This window comes from Aquisalimonas lutea, assembly GCF_030409225.1.
Classification (GTDB): domain Bacteria; phylum Pseudomonadota; class Gammaproteobacteria; order Nitrococcales; family Aquisalimonadaceae; genus Aquisalimonas; species Aquisalimonas lutea.
In genome coordinates, this window is the sequence record NZ_JAUFPK010000001.1 from 1735095 (window position 1) to 1752923 (window position 17829).

General features: G+C 69.5%; 8 protein-coding genes. 6 read left to right on the forward strand and 2 right to left on the reverse strand.

Annotated features, from left to right (window positions below):
- The first annotated feature begins 126 nt into the window (after nucleotides 1-126).
- The 6 genes from QWY84_RS08130 (at nucleotide 127) to QWY84_RS08155 (ending at nucleotide 13022) form a co-directional block, all read left to right on the forward strand.
- Nucleotides 127-1479 carry a GGDEF domain-containing protein gene (locus QWY84_RS08130; RefSeq protein WP_290202079.1) on the forward strand — a complete coding sequence of 451 codons (1353 nt, stop codon included), beginning with the start codon at nucleotides 127-129 and terminating at the stop codon, nucleotides 1477-1479.
- 182 nt (nucleotides 1480-1661) lie between these two features.
- Nucleotides 1662-7235 carry an Ig-like domain-containing alpha-2-macroglobulin family protein gene (locus QWY84_RS08135; protein WP_290202080.1) on the forward strand — a complete coding sequence of 1858 codons (5574 nt, stop codon included), beginning with the start codon at nucleotides 1662-1664 and terminating at the stop codon, nucleotides 7233-7235.
- Nucleotides 7208-9583: a penicillin-binding protein 1C gene (gene pbpC / locus QWY84_RS08140; protein ID WP_290202081.1), complete on the forward strand. Its 2376-nt coding sequence runs from the start codon at nucleotides 7208-7210 to the stop codon at nucleotides 9581-9583. Before QWY84_RS08135 ends, pbpC begins: the two co-directional genes overlap by 28 nt.
- Nucleotides 9584-9598: 15 nt before the next feature.
- Complete coding sequence (locus QWY84_RS08145) at nucleotides 9599-11083, forward strand: phospholipase D family protein (RefSeq protein ID WP_290202082.1); 1485 nt, start codon at nucleotides 9599-9601, stop codon at nucleotides 11081-11083.
- 161 nt (nucleotides 11084-11244) lie between these two features.
- Complete coding sequence (locus tag QWY84_RS08150; protein WP_290202083.1) at nucleotides 11245-12540, forward strand: glycerophosphodiester phosphodiesterase family protein; 1296 nt, start codon at nucleotides 11245-11247, stop codon at nucleotides 12538-12540.
- A gap of 215 nt (nucleotides 12541-12755) precedes the next feature.
- Complete coding sequence (locus tag QWY84_RS08155; RefSeq protein WP_290202084.1) at nucleotides 12756-13022, forward strand: EF-hand domain-containing protein; 267 nt, start codon at nucleotides 12756-12758, stop codon at nucleotides 13020-13022.
- Between the two features lie 158 nt (nucleotides 13023-13180).
- On the opposite strand, the gene QWY84_RS08160 is transcribed toward QWY84_RS08155, so the two are convergent.
- Nucleotides 13181-16348 (reverse strand): efflux RND transporter permease subunit, encoded by a 3168-nt coding sequence (locus tag QWY84_RS08160; RefSeq protein ID WP_290202085.1) that lies wholly within the window; start codon nucleotides 16346-16348, stop codon nucleotides 13181-13183.
- A gap of 67 nt (nucleotides 16349-16415) precedes the next feature.
- Entirely contained in the window at nucleotides 16416-17618 is a 1203-nt protein-coding gene (locus QWY84_RS08165) for an efflux RND transporter periplasmic adaptor subunit (RefSeq protein ID WP_290202086.1), read from the reverse strand.
- Between the last annotated feature and the right edge of the window lie 211 nt (nucleotides 17619-17829).

A 17829-nucleotide genomic window follows, 5' to 3' on the forward strand; every position in this document is an offset into this window, starting at 1 on the left:
GAACGAGCATCGCCGCTTCGCCGGGGCAGGGAAAACCACCAAACAGTACCGGGCGCTGACGGCTCGAGCGGTCGCGCGGACGACGACCGGCCAACGGCGGCGTCGTGGCGGAGGGACGCATTGCCCATGGACGACGATCTCCTCAGCAACCTGGCGCAGGCCTCCGGCGTCGACCTGACGGTGCTGTCGCTGCGGCTCGTCGCGCTCAGCGTGAGCGTTACCTTTGTCATCCTGGTGGCGGCGTTCACGGTCGCCCATCGCGGTGATCGTAGCCGCCAGGCCCGGATTGCGCAGTGTTTCGCGCTGGCGAACCTGTTCGCCGTGCTGTACATCGGCGCCGACACGGCCGTGCGCCTGGACGCCCTGCACGGCGACCTGAGCGGGACGCTGCCGAAGATCCGTGTCGCCATAGCCACGGTGATCTTCGCCATTGCCGCCTATATCAATCTGTACTGGGCCCTGGCGTCCCGCGGCATTCTGTCCTGGGCGCGCATGGCCCTGCTCTATGCGGTAGCCGCGATCGTCTCGACGGTTCTCTGGGTGGACCACCCGGCCCTGGTGATCGCCGGCGGGGAACTCACCCGGCGGGGCATGTCGGTGTTCGCCGACTACGGCGCACTGGCGCCGTGGTTCTTCGGCTTCGCCCTGGCGCTGTCGGCGCTCATCTTCCCGCTGCTTGCGCGCTCGCCGCTGCGCCGCAGTGACCGGCTGGGCTGGTGGCTCAATGTCGCGGGTATCACGGCCCTCTATGCGGCGGGGCTCCACGACGTCCTGCGGGAGCTGCGCGTGCACCTGTCGCCGATCAACATGCTGCCGCTGGGGTTCGCCTGCTTCCAGGTGGGTGCGTTCGCGTTCCTGGCCCTGCACTACTCCCGCACGTTGCGCGAGGAGCGCCACCAGCACATGGTGCTCCAGCGCCTGTCCGACGAGGTGGACCGCGATCCGGCCACGGGGCTGTTCACCAAGCAGTATCTCCAGAAGGTGCTGGGTGAGCGGGACGGTGCCCGGGACGGCGGCCTGCTGTTCGTCGATCTGGATGATTTCAAGGCGATCAATGACGCCTACGGCCACCTGGTCGGCGATGCCGTGCTGCGGCACGTCGCCGTCGCCCTGCGCACCCAGTTGCGCGGCGATGACGTGCCGTGCCGGTGGGGCGGGGACGAGTTCCTGGTCTACCTGGCGGATACCGGGCCGGCGCAGGTCGAGGAGGTGGCTTCGCGTCTGCGGGCGGCGGCGGGGCGCATGTATTTCGACGAAGCCCCCGGCCTGCGCCTGGGCATGAGCATGGGGTACGCGGCACTGACGGGCGATCATTGGCAGATCAGCGTCGCCCGGGCCGACCGCGCACTGTATGTCTCCAAGCAGAACGGCAAGAACCGGCTGACCGTGATCACCGACGGCCGCGAGGCGGCGGCACATGATGGTCCCCCAGAGAGCGAGCGGCGTTCGCACATGGAAGTGGTTGAAGGAGGGGGATGAATGCAGGATGCGTTACCCTGCGCTTGATGCGGCGGGATCAACCGGTCTCGATTGCATGCGGTGGGACGGTGCGGATACAGTCCAGCACTCGGCGTTCCGTGCGCCATCGGGCCTGCCCGGTAAGGGCGGTATTGCCGGAGCCGCGGATACAAGAGAAGCAACGTCAGGGAAAGGGGGGATGCATGCCTACAGGGAATCGTGCATGGGCGGTTCTGGCCGTACTGTTCCTGGCTGCCGCCGGATGGTGGTCTCCGGGCGCCGTGGATGCCGCTGAGGCGCCGGCTTCAGCACGGGGCGAAAGCCTGCATTGGGCGCAGTATCTACGGCATCACACGGCGGGAACCGTCTCCCGGGATGCCGATATCCGGCTCGTGTTCCAGCACGACGTGCTGCCCCCCGGTGTGGACAGCAGCGATCTCGAAGGCGTGTTCCGCATCGAACCCTCGGTTGCCGGCAGCGTCCAGCGCGTCTCGGGCAGTGAGCTGGTTTTCCGGCCTGCAGAGGGCCTGGACCCCGGAACGGAATACAGTGTCCGCGTCGACCCCGCACGGCTGGGTGGGCTGCCCGACGGGCTTGAGCCCTACGCCTTCCGGTTTGCCGTCATCACGCCGGAGCTCCGTGTACGCATCGATCCGCCCTCGCTGGGCGGCGACGAAGGTGTCCGCGTTGCGGGGCGGCTGTCCACCTCCGATCGGGTGAAGCCGGCGACGGCCCGCGAGATCGTCACGGCACGCTATCGCGGCCGCGACGTCGACCTGGACTGGCGCCACGCCGAATCCGGGCGGTCCCACGTATTCACGGCCTCGGGGCTGGACCGGCCGGATGAGCCGGCGTCGCTGACGTTCCGCTGGGCCGGCGAGGCCATCGGCGCGGAAACGGAAGGTGCCCGCGATGTGCCCATCCCCGTGCGGGGCACGCTCCAGGTCGCGGATGTCCGGGTCGAGCGCGAGCCCAGCCGCCGGGTGCAGATCACCTTCACCGAACGCCTGGACCCCGGCCAGGACGCCAGCGGCCTGTTCGCCCTGGAGGGGGCGTCGTTCGATACCCGCGTCTCCGGCAACACGGCGACGCTGTTCGTTACGGACCTGGCCAGCGGACAGGCACAGAGGCGGGCATCGCTGCGGGTGAATCCCGGCCTGCGAAGCGTCTCGGGCGAGCGTCTCGACGCCGCCTTCGAAACGGAGCTGGTGTTCGATCACGAAGACCCGCAGGTGCGCTTCGCCGGCAGCGGCGTCATCCTGCCTGCCGGTGAGCACCTGGAAATCCCCATCGAGACCATGAACGTGGATTCGCTGCAGGTCCAGGCCATGCGGATCTACGAGGACAATATCGGCCAGTTCCTGCAGGTGAATGATCTGGATGAACGGCGCGAGCTGCGTCGTGTCGGCCGCAACCTGTGGCGCCGCACCATCGAGCTGCCCGACAACCAGCGCAACCAGTGGCAGCGCTACTCGCTGGATGTCTCCGAGCTGGCGAGCAGCCACCCCAACGCGCTGTTCCGGCTCGAGCTTTCCATCAATCGCGGCAATGCGACCTACCCCTGCGGCGACAGCGAGAGCCGCGCCCCCGTGTGGCGGGAGGGGCCGCCGGAGAACTACGACGGCTCGGACAGCGTCGCCGAGGACAGCAACTGGGACTACGCCGAGGCGTACTACGGCGCCGACTCCGGCGGGAGCTCGCGCGCCGACCGGCGCGACCCGTGCAGGAACGCGTATTACCGCCACTCCGATCAGGTCAGGGACCAGCGCAACTTCCTGGCGTCGAACATCGGCCTGATCGCCAAGCGCGGCAATGACGGCTCGTTCGTGGTCGTGTCCACCGACCTGCGGACCGGGGAGCCGCTGCCGGACACCCGGATCGAGCTGCGCAACTATCAGGATCAGCCCGTCGACACGCTGCATACGGATGCTCAGGGCATGGCACGGGTGCAGCTGGAATCCGTGCCGTACTACCTGGTCGCCCGGCACGGGGGCCGTCAGGGCTACCTCAAGGTCGATCGCGGCTCGGCCCTGCCGACCAGCCACCTGGATACCGGCGGGCAGACCGTCGAGCAGGGCGTCAAGGGCACCATTTACGGCGAGCGTGGCGTCTGGCGACCCGGCGACACCATGCACCTGACGTTCGTGCTGCACGACCCGGACGACGCGGTGCCGGCCGGGCACCCGGCCACCCTCCACCTGCTGGGGCCGCGGGGACAGATCCGTCGGACCAGCACCAACCGGAATCCGCTCGACGGCTTCTACCGGTTCAGCGTCGCCACGGCGAACGACGCCCCCACGGGCCGCTGGACGGCGCGGGTGCTCGTGGGAGACAAGCAGTACGACCGCACCGTGCGGGTGGAGACGGTCAAGCCCAATCGCCTCGACATGAATCTGGAGCCGGGTGCCGAGCCCCTGCTTCTCGGCGAGGAGCCGGTGCCGTTCGACTTCCGGGCCCGCTGGCTGCACGGTGCCACCGCGTCGCAGCTCGAGGCGGACGTCGAGGTCCGGTACGCACCCGTGGATACCACGTTCAACCGGTTCAGCGGCTACGAGTTCGACGACCCGGTCCGGGCGTTCGACGGCGAGCCCGCCACCATCTGGGAAGGGCGGCTCGATGACGAGGGCCGGGCCCGGTTCGAGACGCCGCTGCGCGTGCCGGGCCAGCCCGCCGGAACCCTGCGCGCGGCGTTCACCTCCCGGGTGTTCGAGCCCGGCGGGGAATTCAGTGTCGGTACGCAGTCGCTCACCGCCCATCCCTACCACCGTTACGTCGGCGTGCGCATGCCCGAGGGCGACGCGTCCCGCGGCATGCTGCTGACGGACAAGACCCACGAAGTGGCCATCGGCACGCTCACCCACGACGGCGAGCCCGCCGACGTCGACGCCGTCGAGGTCAGGCTCTACGAGCTCGACTGGAAGTGGTGGTGGGACAGCTCGGCGGAGAGCGTGACCGCCTTTTCCAGCGCGGAACACCGTACGCCGGTCGATCGCGCGACGGTGAGCACCACGGATGGTCGCGGCGTATACCGGTTCGAGATCCAGCGGCCCGCGTGGGGGCGCTACCTACTGCGCGCGTGTGACAGCGACGGCGGCCATTGCACCGGCGAGGTGTTCTACATCGACTGGCCGGGCTGGGCGGGACAGCCCCAGGAGCAGGCCGAAGCCGCCAGCGTGCTCACGTTCAGCGCCGACAAGGACGACTACCGGGTGGGCGAGACGGCGGTGCTGACCATGCCGTCGGGACTGCGGGGCCGCGGCCTGCTCACCATCGAGGACGGCTCCGGGATCCTGTCGCAGCGCTGGCTGACCTTCGACGGCGAAGGGCGGCGCCGGGTCCGAGTCCCCATCCGCCAGGGCATGGCCCCCAATGTCTATGCGGCCGTTACGGTGATCCAGCCGCATTCCGGGCGCGACAACGATCGGCCGATGCGGCTTCAGGGGATCGTTCCGCTGAAGGTCACGGACCCCGACACGGAGCTGCAGCCGGAGATCGAAACCGACGGGCCCTGGCCGCCGCAGTCACGGCAGACCATCCGGGTCGCCGAGGCGCGCGACCGGCCCATGACGTATACCCTGGCCGTGGTGGACGAGGGCCTGCTGGGGCTGACCAGCTTCGCGACGCCGGCGCTCCATGACCGGTTCTACCAGCGTGAGGCGCTCGGGGTGATGACCTGGGATCTGTTCGATCAGGTCGTCGGCGCCTATGATGCGGACCTCCAGCGCCTGCTCGCCGTGGGCGGAAGCGACAGCGGCAAGGAGGACAGTGGCAGCCGCAGGGAGCGGCGCTTCCCGCCGGTGGTGCGGTTCCTCGGGCCGTTCCGTCTCGATGCCGGGGCGCAGCGCTCCCATCCCGTGGATCTGCCGCAGTACATCGGGGCCGTGCGGGTGATGGCAGTCGCCGGTCACGACGGCTCGTACGGCTCGGCGGAGCGGACGGTGCCGGTGCGGGACGCCGTGTCCGGGCTGATCACGCTTCCCAGGGTGCTCGGCCCCGGCGAGACGGTGACGGTGCCGGTGCGCGTGTTTGCCCACGAGGAGGGCGTAGCGGAGGCGTCCGTGGCGCTGGAGCCGGGCGACGGCCTGAGCCTCGCGGGGGCGTCGACCCGGGAGGTTTCGTTCGAGCAGGGCGCGGAACAGATGGTGCGCTTCCGGCTCCGTGTGGCCGAGCGCATCGGGGAGACCAGTGTCACTACCGTGGTGCGGAGCAGCGAGGGCGGCAGCCGCACGACCACCAACCTCGAGATCCGGTCCGCGTCACTGCCCGAGGCGCGAACCGTGCGCCGCCGCCTGGAGCCCGGCGAGACGTGGCGGCAACCGGTGAATCTCCACGGACTCAAGGGCACCAACGAGGTGACCCTGGAGGCCAGCGCGGTCCCGCCGTTCGGGCTCGGCCAGCGGCTCGGCTACCTGATCCGCTATCCCTACGGGTGTATCGAGCAGACCACCTCCGCGGCCTATCCCCAGGTCTATCTGCCCCGGCTTGCGGAGCTGCCGCCGGAGCGCATCCAGGCGACGGAAGACAATGTCCATGCCGCCCTGGAGCGCCTGCGCAGCTTCCAGCGCGGCGACGGCGGTTTCTCGTACTGGCCCGGCGGTAGCCGCTACAACGGCTGGGCGGACGTCTATGCGGGCAACTTCATGGTCGCCGCCGAGCGGGTGGGTTACGACGTACCCGAGGCGCTGCTGTCCGACTGGCTGGACCATGCCGCCACCGTGAGCCAGGAGTGGACCGCGGGCGGCGACGGGGAGGCCATGACCCAGGCGTTCCGCCTGCTGGTCCTGGCCCGGGCGGATCGCCCCCAGATCGGTGCCATGAACCGGCTGCGTGCCGGCAACACGCTGCCGGCACCGGGCCGCTGGCTGCTGGCGACAGCGTATGCCCGGCTGGGGCTCGACAAGGCGGCGGGCGCATTGATGGGCCGGGCGCCCTCCGTTTCCCGCGAGTATGACCGGCCGGGGGCCACCTTCGGCTCGGCCATGCGGGACCGGGCCATCCTGCTGACGGCGCTGCACACCCTCGGCAGGCACGAGGAAGCAGCCGCCGTGGCCCGTACGCTCGCCGAGGGGCTCCGCGGCGGCGAGTGGCACAGTACCCAGAGCGTCGGTTTCGGCCTGGCCGCCCTGGGCGGCTACGTCGTCGATCAGCAGGAGGCTGGCACGGGCGTCGCGTTCGCGTACGGGCGCGGCGACTCGGCTACCCGGCAGCGGCAGGTGGACAAGCCGGTGGTGGCCGTACCCCTGGCCACCGACGAGGGCGCCGGGCCCGTCGTGGTGCGCAACGATGGCAGCCGCCCCCTGTATCTCACCCTGACCACCGAGGGCACGCCGCCGCCGGGCGCGGAGGAGGCCCGCCAGGAGGGTCTCGACGTGGCCGTCACGTACTACGGCCGTGACGGCGAATCGCTGGACATCGCCGACCTGGCATCGGGCACCGATGTTCGTGCCCGGGTCGAGGTGGCCAACCGCAGCGGCCAGGATGTCGAGCAGCTGGCGCTGCGCCACGTCGTCCCTTCGGGCTGGGAGATCAGCAACGAGCGGCTCCGGGGCGCCGGAGACGGGGCCACCGGCGAGTACGTGTATCGCGACATCCGGGATGATCGCGTGCATACGCACTTCGGGCTGGCCGACGGTGAGAGCCGGACCTTCGAGCTGCGCTTCACGGCCGCGTACCCCGGGCGGTACTACGCCCCGGGCGTGGTCCTCGAAGCCATGTACGACGACACCCTGAAGGCGCGTACGGCGGGACAATGGATCGAGGTAAGCGGCGGCGACTAGGGCGTCGGGCCGTCCTGCCGGCGGTCCTGCTGTCCGCCCTGGCGGTCGCCTGGGCGGCCTGGCCGCGCTTACCCGAGCCGCTGTTCGGAACGGACTACTCGGCGGTGCTCCTGGACCGCAACCAGGAGCTGCTGAGCGCCCGGGTCGCCCCCGACGGCCAGTGGCGATTCCCGCCCCGCGAAGAGGTGCCCGAGCGCTTCGCCACCGCCCTCATTGCCTTCGAGGACGAGCGCTTCCGCCACCACCCGGGGGTCGACCCCGTGGCGGTAGCCCGGGCGAGCTGGGAGAACCTCGCCGCCGGGCGCATCGTCAGCGGCGCGAGCACGTTGAGCATGCAGGTCGTCCGGCTGGCGCTGGATGACCCGCCCCGGACTCTGCCGCAGAAGGTCTACGAGACCCTCCTGGCGCTGCGCCTCGAGACCCGCTACAGCAAGGATGCGATCCTGTCCCTTTATGCTGCGCATGCACCGTTCGGGGGCAACGTCGTGGGGCTGCGGGCGGCAGCCTGGCGGTATTTCGGCCGCAGCCCGGCGTACCTGTCCTGGGCCGAAGCCGCCACGCTGGCGGTTCTGCCCAATGCGCCCGGGTTGATCCACCCCGGTCGTGGCCGGGAGCGCCTGCGTGCAAAGCGTGACGCGCTCCTGCGCAAGCTTCACGGCGCCGGCGAGCTCACCGCCCAGGATCTGGAGCTGGCGTTGCTCGAGCCCGTGCCCGACGGCCCCCGGGCGTTGCCGCGCCACGCCGGCCACTTGCTGGACCGCCTGCGCGTCGGCAGTGAGCGGGCCCGCTTCACCTCGACGCTGGACGCCGATGTCCAGGCGCGGGTGGAGGGGATCGTGCAGGAGCACGGTGCGCGTCTGCGCCGCAGCGGCATTCACAACGCGGCCGCGCTGGTCGTGGATAACCGCACCTTCGAGGTGGTCGCGTACGCGGGCAACACGCGTCGGGTCGGGCACGCTGGCCACGGCTACGCCATGGACCTGGTCCAGCGGCCGCGCAGCTCCGGCAGCATTCTCAAGCCCTTCCTGTTCGCGAACATGGTCGAGCACGGCATGCTCCAGCCGGGCATGCTGGTTCCCGACGTTCCCGCGCATTTCAGCAGCTTCAGCCCGGAGAACTACGACCAGCGCTTCCGCGGCGCGGTGCGTGCGCGCGCGGCCCTGGCGGACTCGCTGAACGTGCCGGCGGTGTTCATGCTGCGCCGCCACGGCATCGCCCGGTTCCACGACCTCCTCGAACAGCTGGGGATGACCACCCTGCACCGGTCACCGCAGGACTACGGGCTGACCCTGGTGCTCGGGGGCGCCGAGGCAACGCTGTGGGATCTCACCGGCATGTATGCCAACCTCGCGGGCACGCTCGCCAGCGGTGGCCGCGCCGGCGCCTATCGCCTGCGCAACCCGCGCGTCCTGGCCGGCACTGCCCGTGAACCGGGGCCGCCGTCGCCCCTGGGCGCCGGCAGTGCCTGGGTAACGCTGAACACGCTCCTCGAGGTGGACCGGCCCGGCGTCGATCGTCACTGGCGTGACCACACGGGCGGGCGCCGCATCGCCTGGAAGACCGGTACCAGCTACGGCCTGCGGGACGGATGGGCCGTGGGGACGACACCGCGGTACACCGTCGGCGTCTGGGCGGGGAATGCGGCCGGCGAGGGCCGGAGCGAGCTCACCGGGACGACCACGGCGGGACCGCTGCTGTTTGCCATATTCGACCAGCTGGAAACCGGCGGCTGGTTCGACAAGCCCCGGTCGCGACTGAAGACCATCCGCGTCTGCAGGGCGGACGGGCATCTGCCGAACAACGGTTGCCCGACCCGCCGGGCCGAGGTCCCGGTGGACAGTCACTACCACCGGGTCAGCAGGAATCATCGCTGGATCCACCTGGATGAAAGCGGCCAGTGGCGCGTCAACGCGGATTGCGAATCGGTGACTGCCATGCGGAACGAGAGCTGGTTCGTTCTGCCGCCGGTGCAGGCGCACTATTACCGTCGCCGCAATGCCGACTACCGGGTTCTGCCCCCGGTGCGCCCCGACTGCCGCGAGTCGGCTCCGACGCAGTCGTTCGCCATCCTCTATCCGGACCCGGGGGCGAGGGTCTACATACCCACGGACTTCGGCGGCCGCCGCAGCCGGCTGGTTCTCAAGGCGATCCACCGGGTGGACGACGCTACCCTGTACTGGCACCTGGACGGGCGCTTCGTGGGGGAGACCGAGGTGTTCCACGAGGTTCCCGTGGATCTGACGCCGGGGGCGCATACCCTGACCGTGGTCGACGAGACCGGTGCACGACGCGTACGGCGCTTCCGTGTTGCGGCCCCGGACGCGGACCGGCGCCTTCCCACCAACTGAGGGATCCGTGCAGTCATGACACGGCAAGGGCTTTTGGGGATCCGGCGGCGACGGCCTTTCGGGCGTCATGCGCTTACCGCGTGCGGGCTTCTGGTGCTCGCCTGCGTCGCCGTTGCCGCCTATCACAGCTTCAAGCCCTTGCCCGAGGGGCTGAGCGCCGCCATGCCGGTACGCGAGCAGGGCGAGGTCCGCTTCCTGGCCGACGACACCTGGGTCGACGCCTCGGGGCAGCGCCGCACCGAGCACCACATCTTCGACCGCGTGCTGGCACTCATCGGCGGGGCCGAGCGCCTGATCGTGCTCGACATGTTCCTGCTCAACGACTTCGCCGGCGAGGCCGACGGCGACGACATGCGGTCCCTGTCCGACGAGGTGACCGCCGCCCTTGTCGACAGGAAGCGGGCGCGGCCGGAGATGTCGATCATCCTGATTACCGACCCCATCAACACCCTCTACGGCGGGGTCGTGAACGATAATCTGGAACGCCTTGAGCGGGCCGGGGTCGACGTGGTCATCACCCGGCTCGGCGCGCTGCGGGACCCGAACCCGGCGTGGTCCGGCCTGTGGCGCATCTGCTGCCAGTGGCTCGGCGACGCTCCGGAAAGCGGCTGGCTCCCGAACCCGGTCGGGGATCAGGCCGTTCCGTTGCGCAGCCTCCTGGCCATGCTCAACTTCAAGGCAAACCACCGCAAGACACTCGTCGCCGACACGCCCGGGGGCTGGGTCGGCCTGGTGACGTCCGGCAACCCCCATGATGCCTCCAGTGCGCACGGCAATGTCGCCGTGGAGTTCACCGGCCCGGCCGCCCTGGATCTGCTGGAGACCGAGCGTGCCGTCGTGCGCTTCTCCCGCCCCGGGCTGGTCTGGCCGGAGCCGCCGGAGCCGCGCCCGTCCGGCGCGGAGCGCCATGACGGTACCCGCATCCAGGTGCTGACGGAGGCGGCCATCCTCGAGCAGGTCCTCGCCCTGCTGGGCCGCGCCGACTCCGGCGACTCCATCGACCTGGCCATGTTCTACCTTTCCCACCGCGGCGTCGTCGGCGCCTTGAAGGCCGCGCACCGGCGCGGCGTGCAGGTGCGCGTGCTGCTCGATCCCAACCAGGGTGCGTTCGGCCGCCGCAAGAACGGCGTGCCGAATCAGCCGGTCGCCGATGAGCTGGTTGCCGCCGGTATTCCCGTCCGCTGGTGCACCACCCGCGGCGAGCAGTGCCACAGCAAGTTCATGCTGTATCGCTCCGCCGTCGGTTCCGCCGCATTCATTGCCGGCTCGGCGAACTATACACGGCGCAACCTGGACGACCTGAACCTGGAGACCAGTGTCCTCGTTGAGGGGAGCCGGCAGACCCCGGTGATGCGTGACGCCGCCGTCTTCTTCGACCGGCGCTGGAGCAATCGTGGTGACCGGCGGTACAGCCTGCCGTACACCGAGCACGGTGATGCCGGCCGGCTGCGGTACTGGCAGTACCGGATCACGGAGGCGACCGGCCTGTCGACGTTCTGAGCCGCGCAGAGCGCACCGTGCCGGTGCCCTGGGCAATGCCGGGCTGTCATCGCGGGATCATCATGCTGACATCGATGGTCGGGTAAATTGCTCAAAAGACATGATGCCGGAAAGCCGGGCAACGCCCCGGGCAGTGGACGAAACGGACAATGGAGCACGCCATGAAAAGGACGGTCTTTTTCGCGATCGCCTTCGCATTGCTGTCGCTGACGGCCGCCGCGCCCGGGGTGCTGGCGGCCCAGGCCGTGGCGGCCGGAGGCGACATCACCCTCGGCCCGCGGCCGTTGTTCCTGGCCCGGGACATGGGCGAAGACTTCCCGCGCGAGCGCGAGCTCAAGGATGAGCTCCTGCACTGTGCCAGCAGCGGGCGCAACTGGCAGCGGACCGAGTTCTCCATCGGCCATCGCGGCGCGGCCCTGCAGTTCCCCGAGCATACCCGCGAGTCGTACATTGCCGGCGCGCAGATGGGCGCGGGCATTCTCGAGTGCGATGTCACCTTCACCGCCGACAAGGAACTGGTCTGCCGGCACTCCCAGTGTGACCTGCACTCCACCACCAACATCCTGGAAACCGATCTGGCGGATCGATGCGCCGTGCCCCCGGCGTTCGATCCGGACACCGGTGCACTGACCAATGCAGAAGACATCCGGTGCTGCACCAGCGACATTACCCTGGCCGAGTACCGCACGCTGGAAGGCCGTATGGAAGGCGTCGATACCGAGGCCGATACCATCGAGGGCTACCTGGACGGGACACCCCGATGGCGCACGGATCTCTACGCCTCCAGCGGTACGCTCATGACCCATGCCGAGAGCATCGAGCTGTTCCGGTCACTGGGCGTGAAGATGACCCCCGAGCTCAAGGCCCCCGCGGTGGACATGCCGTTCAACGGCATGAGCCAGGCGGACTATGCGCAGAAGATGATCGACGAGTACAAGGCAGCCGGCGTCGCTCCCGCCGATGTCTATCCGCAGTCGTTCAACCTGGATGACGTGCAGTACTGGATCGACAACGAGCCCGCCTTCGCCGAGCAGGCCGTGTATCTCGACGGTCGCTATGCCCGGGACGATTTCGACCATGCCGACCCGGGCACGTGGACGCCGGACATGGGCGAGCTGGCGGACCGGGGAGTGAACATCCTGGCCCCGCCGATGTGGATGCTGCTGGCGACCGATGCTGCCGGTGGCGGGGGCGGCAGCCCCGTGGTGCCGTCCACCTACGCCGAGCATGCCCGGGATGCCGGCCTCGATCTCATCGCCTGGACGTTCGAGCGTTCCGCTCCACTGGGCCAGGACGGCGCGTGGTACCACCAGACCACGGACGACGTGATCGACACCGATGGCGACAAGCTGCTCAGCCTCGACGTCCTCGCCCGGGATGTCGGCGTCATCGGTGTGTTCTCCGATTGGCCGGCGACGGTGACCTTCTACGACAATTGCGTGGATCCGGATGCCTGAGCGTGCGGAGCTCGGCATCGTACGTAGTCCTGGGTCGGGCGTGGCGAAGCAGCGCCGAAGGGCCTTCAACCGTCTGGATCTATAGGGCGCTGACTTGCACGGAAAAGAGTACTGGACGGGGTGCCGGGGGAAGCGTATCCATGCAGTTGCGCCGAAGGCCTCGGCGCTGGGCCGGACCGTACTCCGGATGCCTCTCCTTCTGGATGATTCTTCCAATGAAGACGACCAAGTGGTTGACGGCGGGCGGTCTCGCGATCGCCCTGGTGGTACCCGGTGCGGTGCTCGCCGCGGACGCCGTTGCGTTCAACAAGACGGACGCCAACGGCGACTCCATGATCAGCATGGATGAGCTGGTCTCGAATCCGGAACTGCACGCTCAGTTCCGGACCCTCGACCGCGACGGCAATGGCACGCTGGATCGGGCCGAGTTCGAACGCGGCCTGGCCAATGCGACCTCGACGCGGGCAAGGGAAGCCGGGTAGAGACGACGGACTCGCAAGGGGGGCAGGGATGCCGGGGGCGCGCTACGGCGCGCCCTTTTCGTGTTTCGCCGCCGTCCCGTCGCCCGCTGTTTTCGCGGCCGCGCCGCGGTCAGCGGGCCTCGTGACGCACGGCCACCAGCAGCACAACCCGCGGCAGGTCAGCGCGCTTGCCGGGCATTGTCGGCCTCCGGGGTGGTTGCGCGGGCACGCTCGGCGAGCTTGCGCAGGGCAACGTAGAACACGGGTGTCAGGAGGAGCCCGAATACGGTGACGCCGATCATGCCGGCGAACACGGCGACCCCCAGGGCGTGGCGGACCTCGCTGCCGGCACCCGTAGCCAGCACCAGCGGGACCACCGCCGCCGTGAACGTGATCGAGGTCATGATGATCGGGCGCAGGCGCAGGCGGCAGGCCTCCAGGGCGGCCGCCACGATGCCGCGGCCCTGGTGCTCCAGGTCGCGGGCGAACTCCACGATCAGGATGGCGTTCTTGCACGCCAGGCCCATGAGCACCACCAGGCCGATCTGGACGAAGATGTTGTTGTCGCCGCCCGCCAGCCACACCCCGGCCAGGGCGGAGAGCACGCACAGCGGAACGATCAGGATCACCGCCAGGGGCAGCACCCAGCTCTCGTACAGCGCCGCCAGGACCAGGAAGACCAGGAGCACTGCCAGCGGGAAAATGACCAGGGAGGCCCGGCCCTCGTTGACCTGCTGGAAGCTGAGGTCGGTCCACTCGAAGGTCATGCCGTTGGGCAGGACCTGCGCCGCCACCTCTTCGACCACGGCCAGTGCCTGGTTCGATGACAGCACGGCCGGGTCCGCCTCCCCCATGACGTCGGCCGCGGGATAGCCGTTGTAGCGGATCACCGGATCCGGCCCGAAGGTAGGCTCGATCCGGACCATGGTTCCGATGGGCACCATCTCGCCGTCGCGGTTGCGCGTCCTGAGGTTGGCGATGTCCTCCGCCTGCATGCGGAAGGGCGCATCCGCCTGGGCGATCACCTGGTAGGTGCGGCCGAAGCGGTTGAAGTCGTTGATGTACGCCGACCCGAGGTAGACCTGCAGGGTCTCGAAGACATCGGTGATCGCCACGCCCTGCGCCTTGGCCCGGTCCCGGTCCACGTGGGCGTCGAGCTGGGGCACGTTGGCCTGGTAGGAAGAGATCGGGTAGCCCATGCCCGGTACCTGGCTGAGTGCCCCGGAGAGGTTGGTCAGGGCGTCGTTGAGGGCGCCGTGGCCGAGGCCGGCACGGTCCTGGATGTAGAACGAGAATCCGGAGCCGGTGCCGATGCCGAGAATCGCCGGCGGCATGATGGCGAAGCCGAAGCCCTCGCGGATGCCGGCGAACTTCTGGTTGAGCTCCCCGGAGATGGCCGCGGCGGTGCGCTCGCGGTCGGCGAACGCGTCCAGCCCGAAGAACACGGTGCCGGTGTTCGGCGTGTTGGTGAACTGCAGCGGATTGAGCCCCGGGAACGCCACGGCGCTGGACACGCCCTCGGTGGCCAGGGCGAGGTCGGTCATGGTCTCCACCACCGTTTCGGTGCGGTCCAGGGACGCGCCTTCCGGCAGCTTGACGCCGCCGATGAGGTAGAGCTTGTCCTGGGTGGGGATGAATCCGCCCGGCACGCTCTGGAACATGACGCCGGTGGCGGCCAGCAGCACCGCGTAGACGACGAACACGGCACCGCGGTGGCGCAGGCTGTGGCCCACCGCGGTCTGGTAGCCCTCGGAGCTGCGCCGGAAGAACCGGTTGAACGGCCGGAAGATCCATCCGAACAGGAAGTTGATTCCCCGGGTGAGCCTGTCCGGCGGCGCGTCGTGGGGCCGGAGGAGCATGGCCGCGAGGGCCGGGGACAGGGTCAGCGAGTTGATCCCGGAGATGACCGCCGAGATGGCGATGGTGACGGCGAACTGCCGATAGAACTGGCCGGTGACCCCTTCCAGGAAGGCCATGGGCACGAAGACGGCGCAGAGCACGATGGAGATGGCGATGATCGGCCCGCTGACCTCGCGCATGGCCTGGTGCGCGGCGGCCAGGGGATGCCGCCCCTCGGCGATGTTTCGCTCCACGTTCTCCACCACCACGATGGCGTCGTCCACCACGATGCCGATGGCGAGCACCAGGCCGAACAGCGTCAGCGTGTTGATGGTGAACCCGAGCAGGTAGAGCACGGCAAACGTGCCCACGATGGAGACGGGAACCGCCAGGAGCGGGATGAGGGACGCGCGCCAGGTCTGCAGGAACAGCACCACCACCAGCACGACCAGGAGAACGGCCTCCAGCAGGGTGCTGATGACGGCGCTGATGGAATCGCGCACGAACACCGTGGGGTCGTAGACGACGTCGTGCTCCAGGCCCGGCGGGAACCGCGTGGCGAGCTCGTCCATGGTGGAGCGCACGGCGTTGGACAGCGCGATGGCGTTCGAGCCCGGTGCCTGGAAGATGCCGATGGCCACGGCCTGCTGGTTGTCGAGCTGCGAGCGCAGCGCGTACTCGGACGCGCCTAGCTCCAGGCGGGCGATGTCCGCGAGGCGGGTGATCTCGCCGTCGCTGCCGGTGCGCACGATGATGGCGCCGAACTCCTCCTCGGTGACCAGGCGCCCCTGCGCGTTGACAGAGACTAGGAAGTCCGCTGCCTCCGGGGTCGGCGGAGCGCCGAGCTGTCCCGCGGAGACCTGCACGTTCTGCTCGCGCACGGCGCGCACCACGTCGCCGGCGGTCAGCCCGCGCGCGGCGGCCCGGTCCGGGTCGATCCAGATGCGCATGGCGTAGTCGCCGGCGCCGAAGACCAGGGTCTGTCCCACTCCCGGCAGCCGGGCGATCTCGTCCTTGATGTGCAGGGTGGCGTAGTTGCGCAGGTAGACCGCGTCGTACTCGTCCCCGGGCGAGAGCAGGTGGACCACCATGGTCAGGTCCGGGGACTGCTTCTGCGTGGTCACCCCCTGGCGCCGGACTTCCTCCGGCAGCCGCGGCAGGGCCTGGTTGACGCGGTTCTGCACCTGGACCTGCGCCTGGTCCGGGTCGGTGCCCGGCTGGAAGGTGATCGTCATGGCGAGCACACCGTCGCTGCCGGCGACGGACTTCATGTACATCATCCGCTCGACCCCGGTGATGGCGTCTTCCAGGGGCGTGGCCACCGTCTCGGCAATCGTGTCCGGGTTGGCGCCGGGGAATACGGCGCGCACCTGGACGCTGGGCGGGACGACGTCGGGGTACTCGCTCACCGGCAGCAGCGGGATGGCGATGGCGCCGGCCAGGAAGATGCACACGGACAGCACGGCGGCGAATACCGGCCTGTCGACAAAGAATTTCGCGAAGTTCATGACATGCGTCCGTCCGTGTAATCCGCCGGGAAGGGGACCGCCGGGTAGCGTTGCGGCTGCACGGTGCCTACGGCGGGCTCGCCGCTGCAGTGGCCCCCGTGGCGGCGTCCATGGAGACGATCTCTGCGTCCACCGGCATGCCGGGGAAGAAGATCCGCTGGGTGCCGCTGATCACGACCCGGTCGCCCGGAGCGAGCCCGTCGGTGATCACGCGCAGGCCGTCCACCAGACGCCCGGGGACCACGTCCTTGCGAACGGCGTGCCCGTCGCCGTCGACGACATAGACGTACTTGCGGTCCTGGTCCGTGAGTATCGCCTTGTCGTCGACGAGAAGGGCGGTGAACGAGCCGCTGCCCGGCATCTGCACCCGGGCGAACATGCCGGGGACGAACCTGCGTTCCCGGTTGTCGATCACCGCGCGCATGAGGATCGTGCCCGTGTCGGGATTGATCCGGTTGTCCACGAAGTCCACCCGTCCCTGGTGCGGGTAGCCGGGCTCGATGGCCAGCCCGACGCGGACCGGCGTGCCGTTGTCCCTGGAGCTCGGCCGCTCGCCGCTACGGGCCATGGCGTCGTAGCGCTGGTAGGCCTGCTCGTCGCTGTGGAAGTGGACGTGAACCCGATCCAGGGAGACGATGGTGGTCAGCGGTGTGCCGTTGCCCTGGCCGGAGACCAGGTTGCCCACGGTCACGCGGGCGCGTCCGGCGCGCCCGGCGATGGGAGCGCGCACCTCGGTGAACTCCAGCTGCAGGCGGGCGATCTCCACCGAGGCGCGTGCCGCATGCACGGCCGCTTGCGCCTCGGCTGCCGCGGCGCGGCGCTGATCCAGCTCTTCCGCGGATATGGCGCTGGAGCCGGCGAGCTTCTCCGCGCGCTCGGCTTCCGTGCGGGCCAGCTCGGCCCGGGCCAGGGCCCGGGCGTGCTCGGCTTCCGCCCGGCTCAGCTCGGCCCGGTAGGGGCGGGCATCGATGACGAACAGCACGTCGCCGCGCTCGACCTCCTGGCCTTCGTCGTAGTTGATCCGCTCGATGTAGCCGTCGACCCGCGGGCGCAGCGCCACGGTCTCGACCGCCTCGATGCGCCCGGTGAACGTGTCCCAGAGCTGGACCTCGCGGACCACTACTTCCGCCGCGCTGACCTGCGGGGGCGCGGGCGGCTCGCTGCCGTCCTGGGCCTGCGTGTTGCAGCCGGCCAGCGTCAGCGCTGCCAGGGCCACGGCGGCGACACGCACCAGGACGGGTGATACGACAGACCTGCGGTTCCTATCCATTGTCTTCCCCTTGCGTGCGCGGGCGCCCGCTTGCCCCGGGGGCCGGGGCGCATGATCTGGTCGGCTGGGGTGGTCCCGTTTCGACAGGAACCGGCCCGCATCTGCGGTTTCGGTCGCGATGAACCATACGCCGCGATTGCGCGATTGATTAGTGGGGCATTCAGGGAAATACTGTTCCATGGACGGGACAACACGGGCCGGTGCCGCGCGG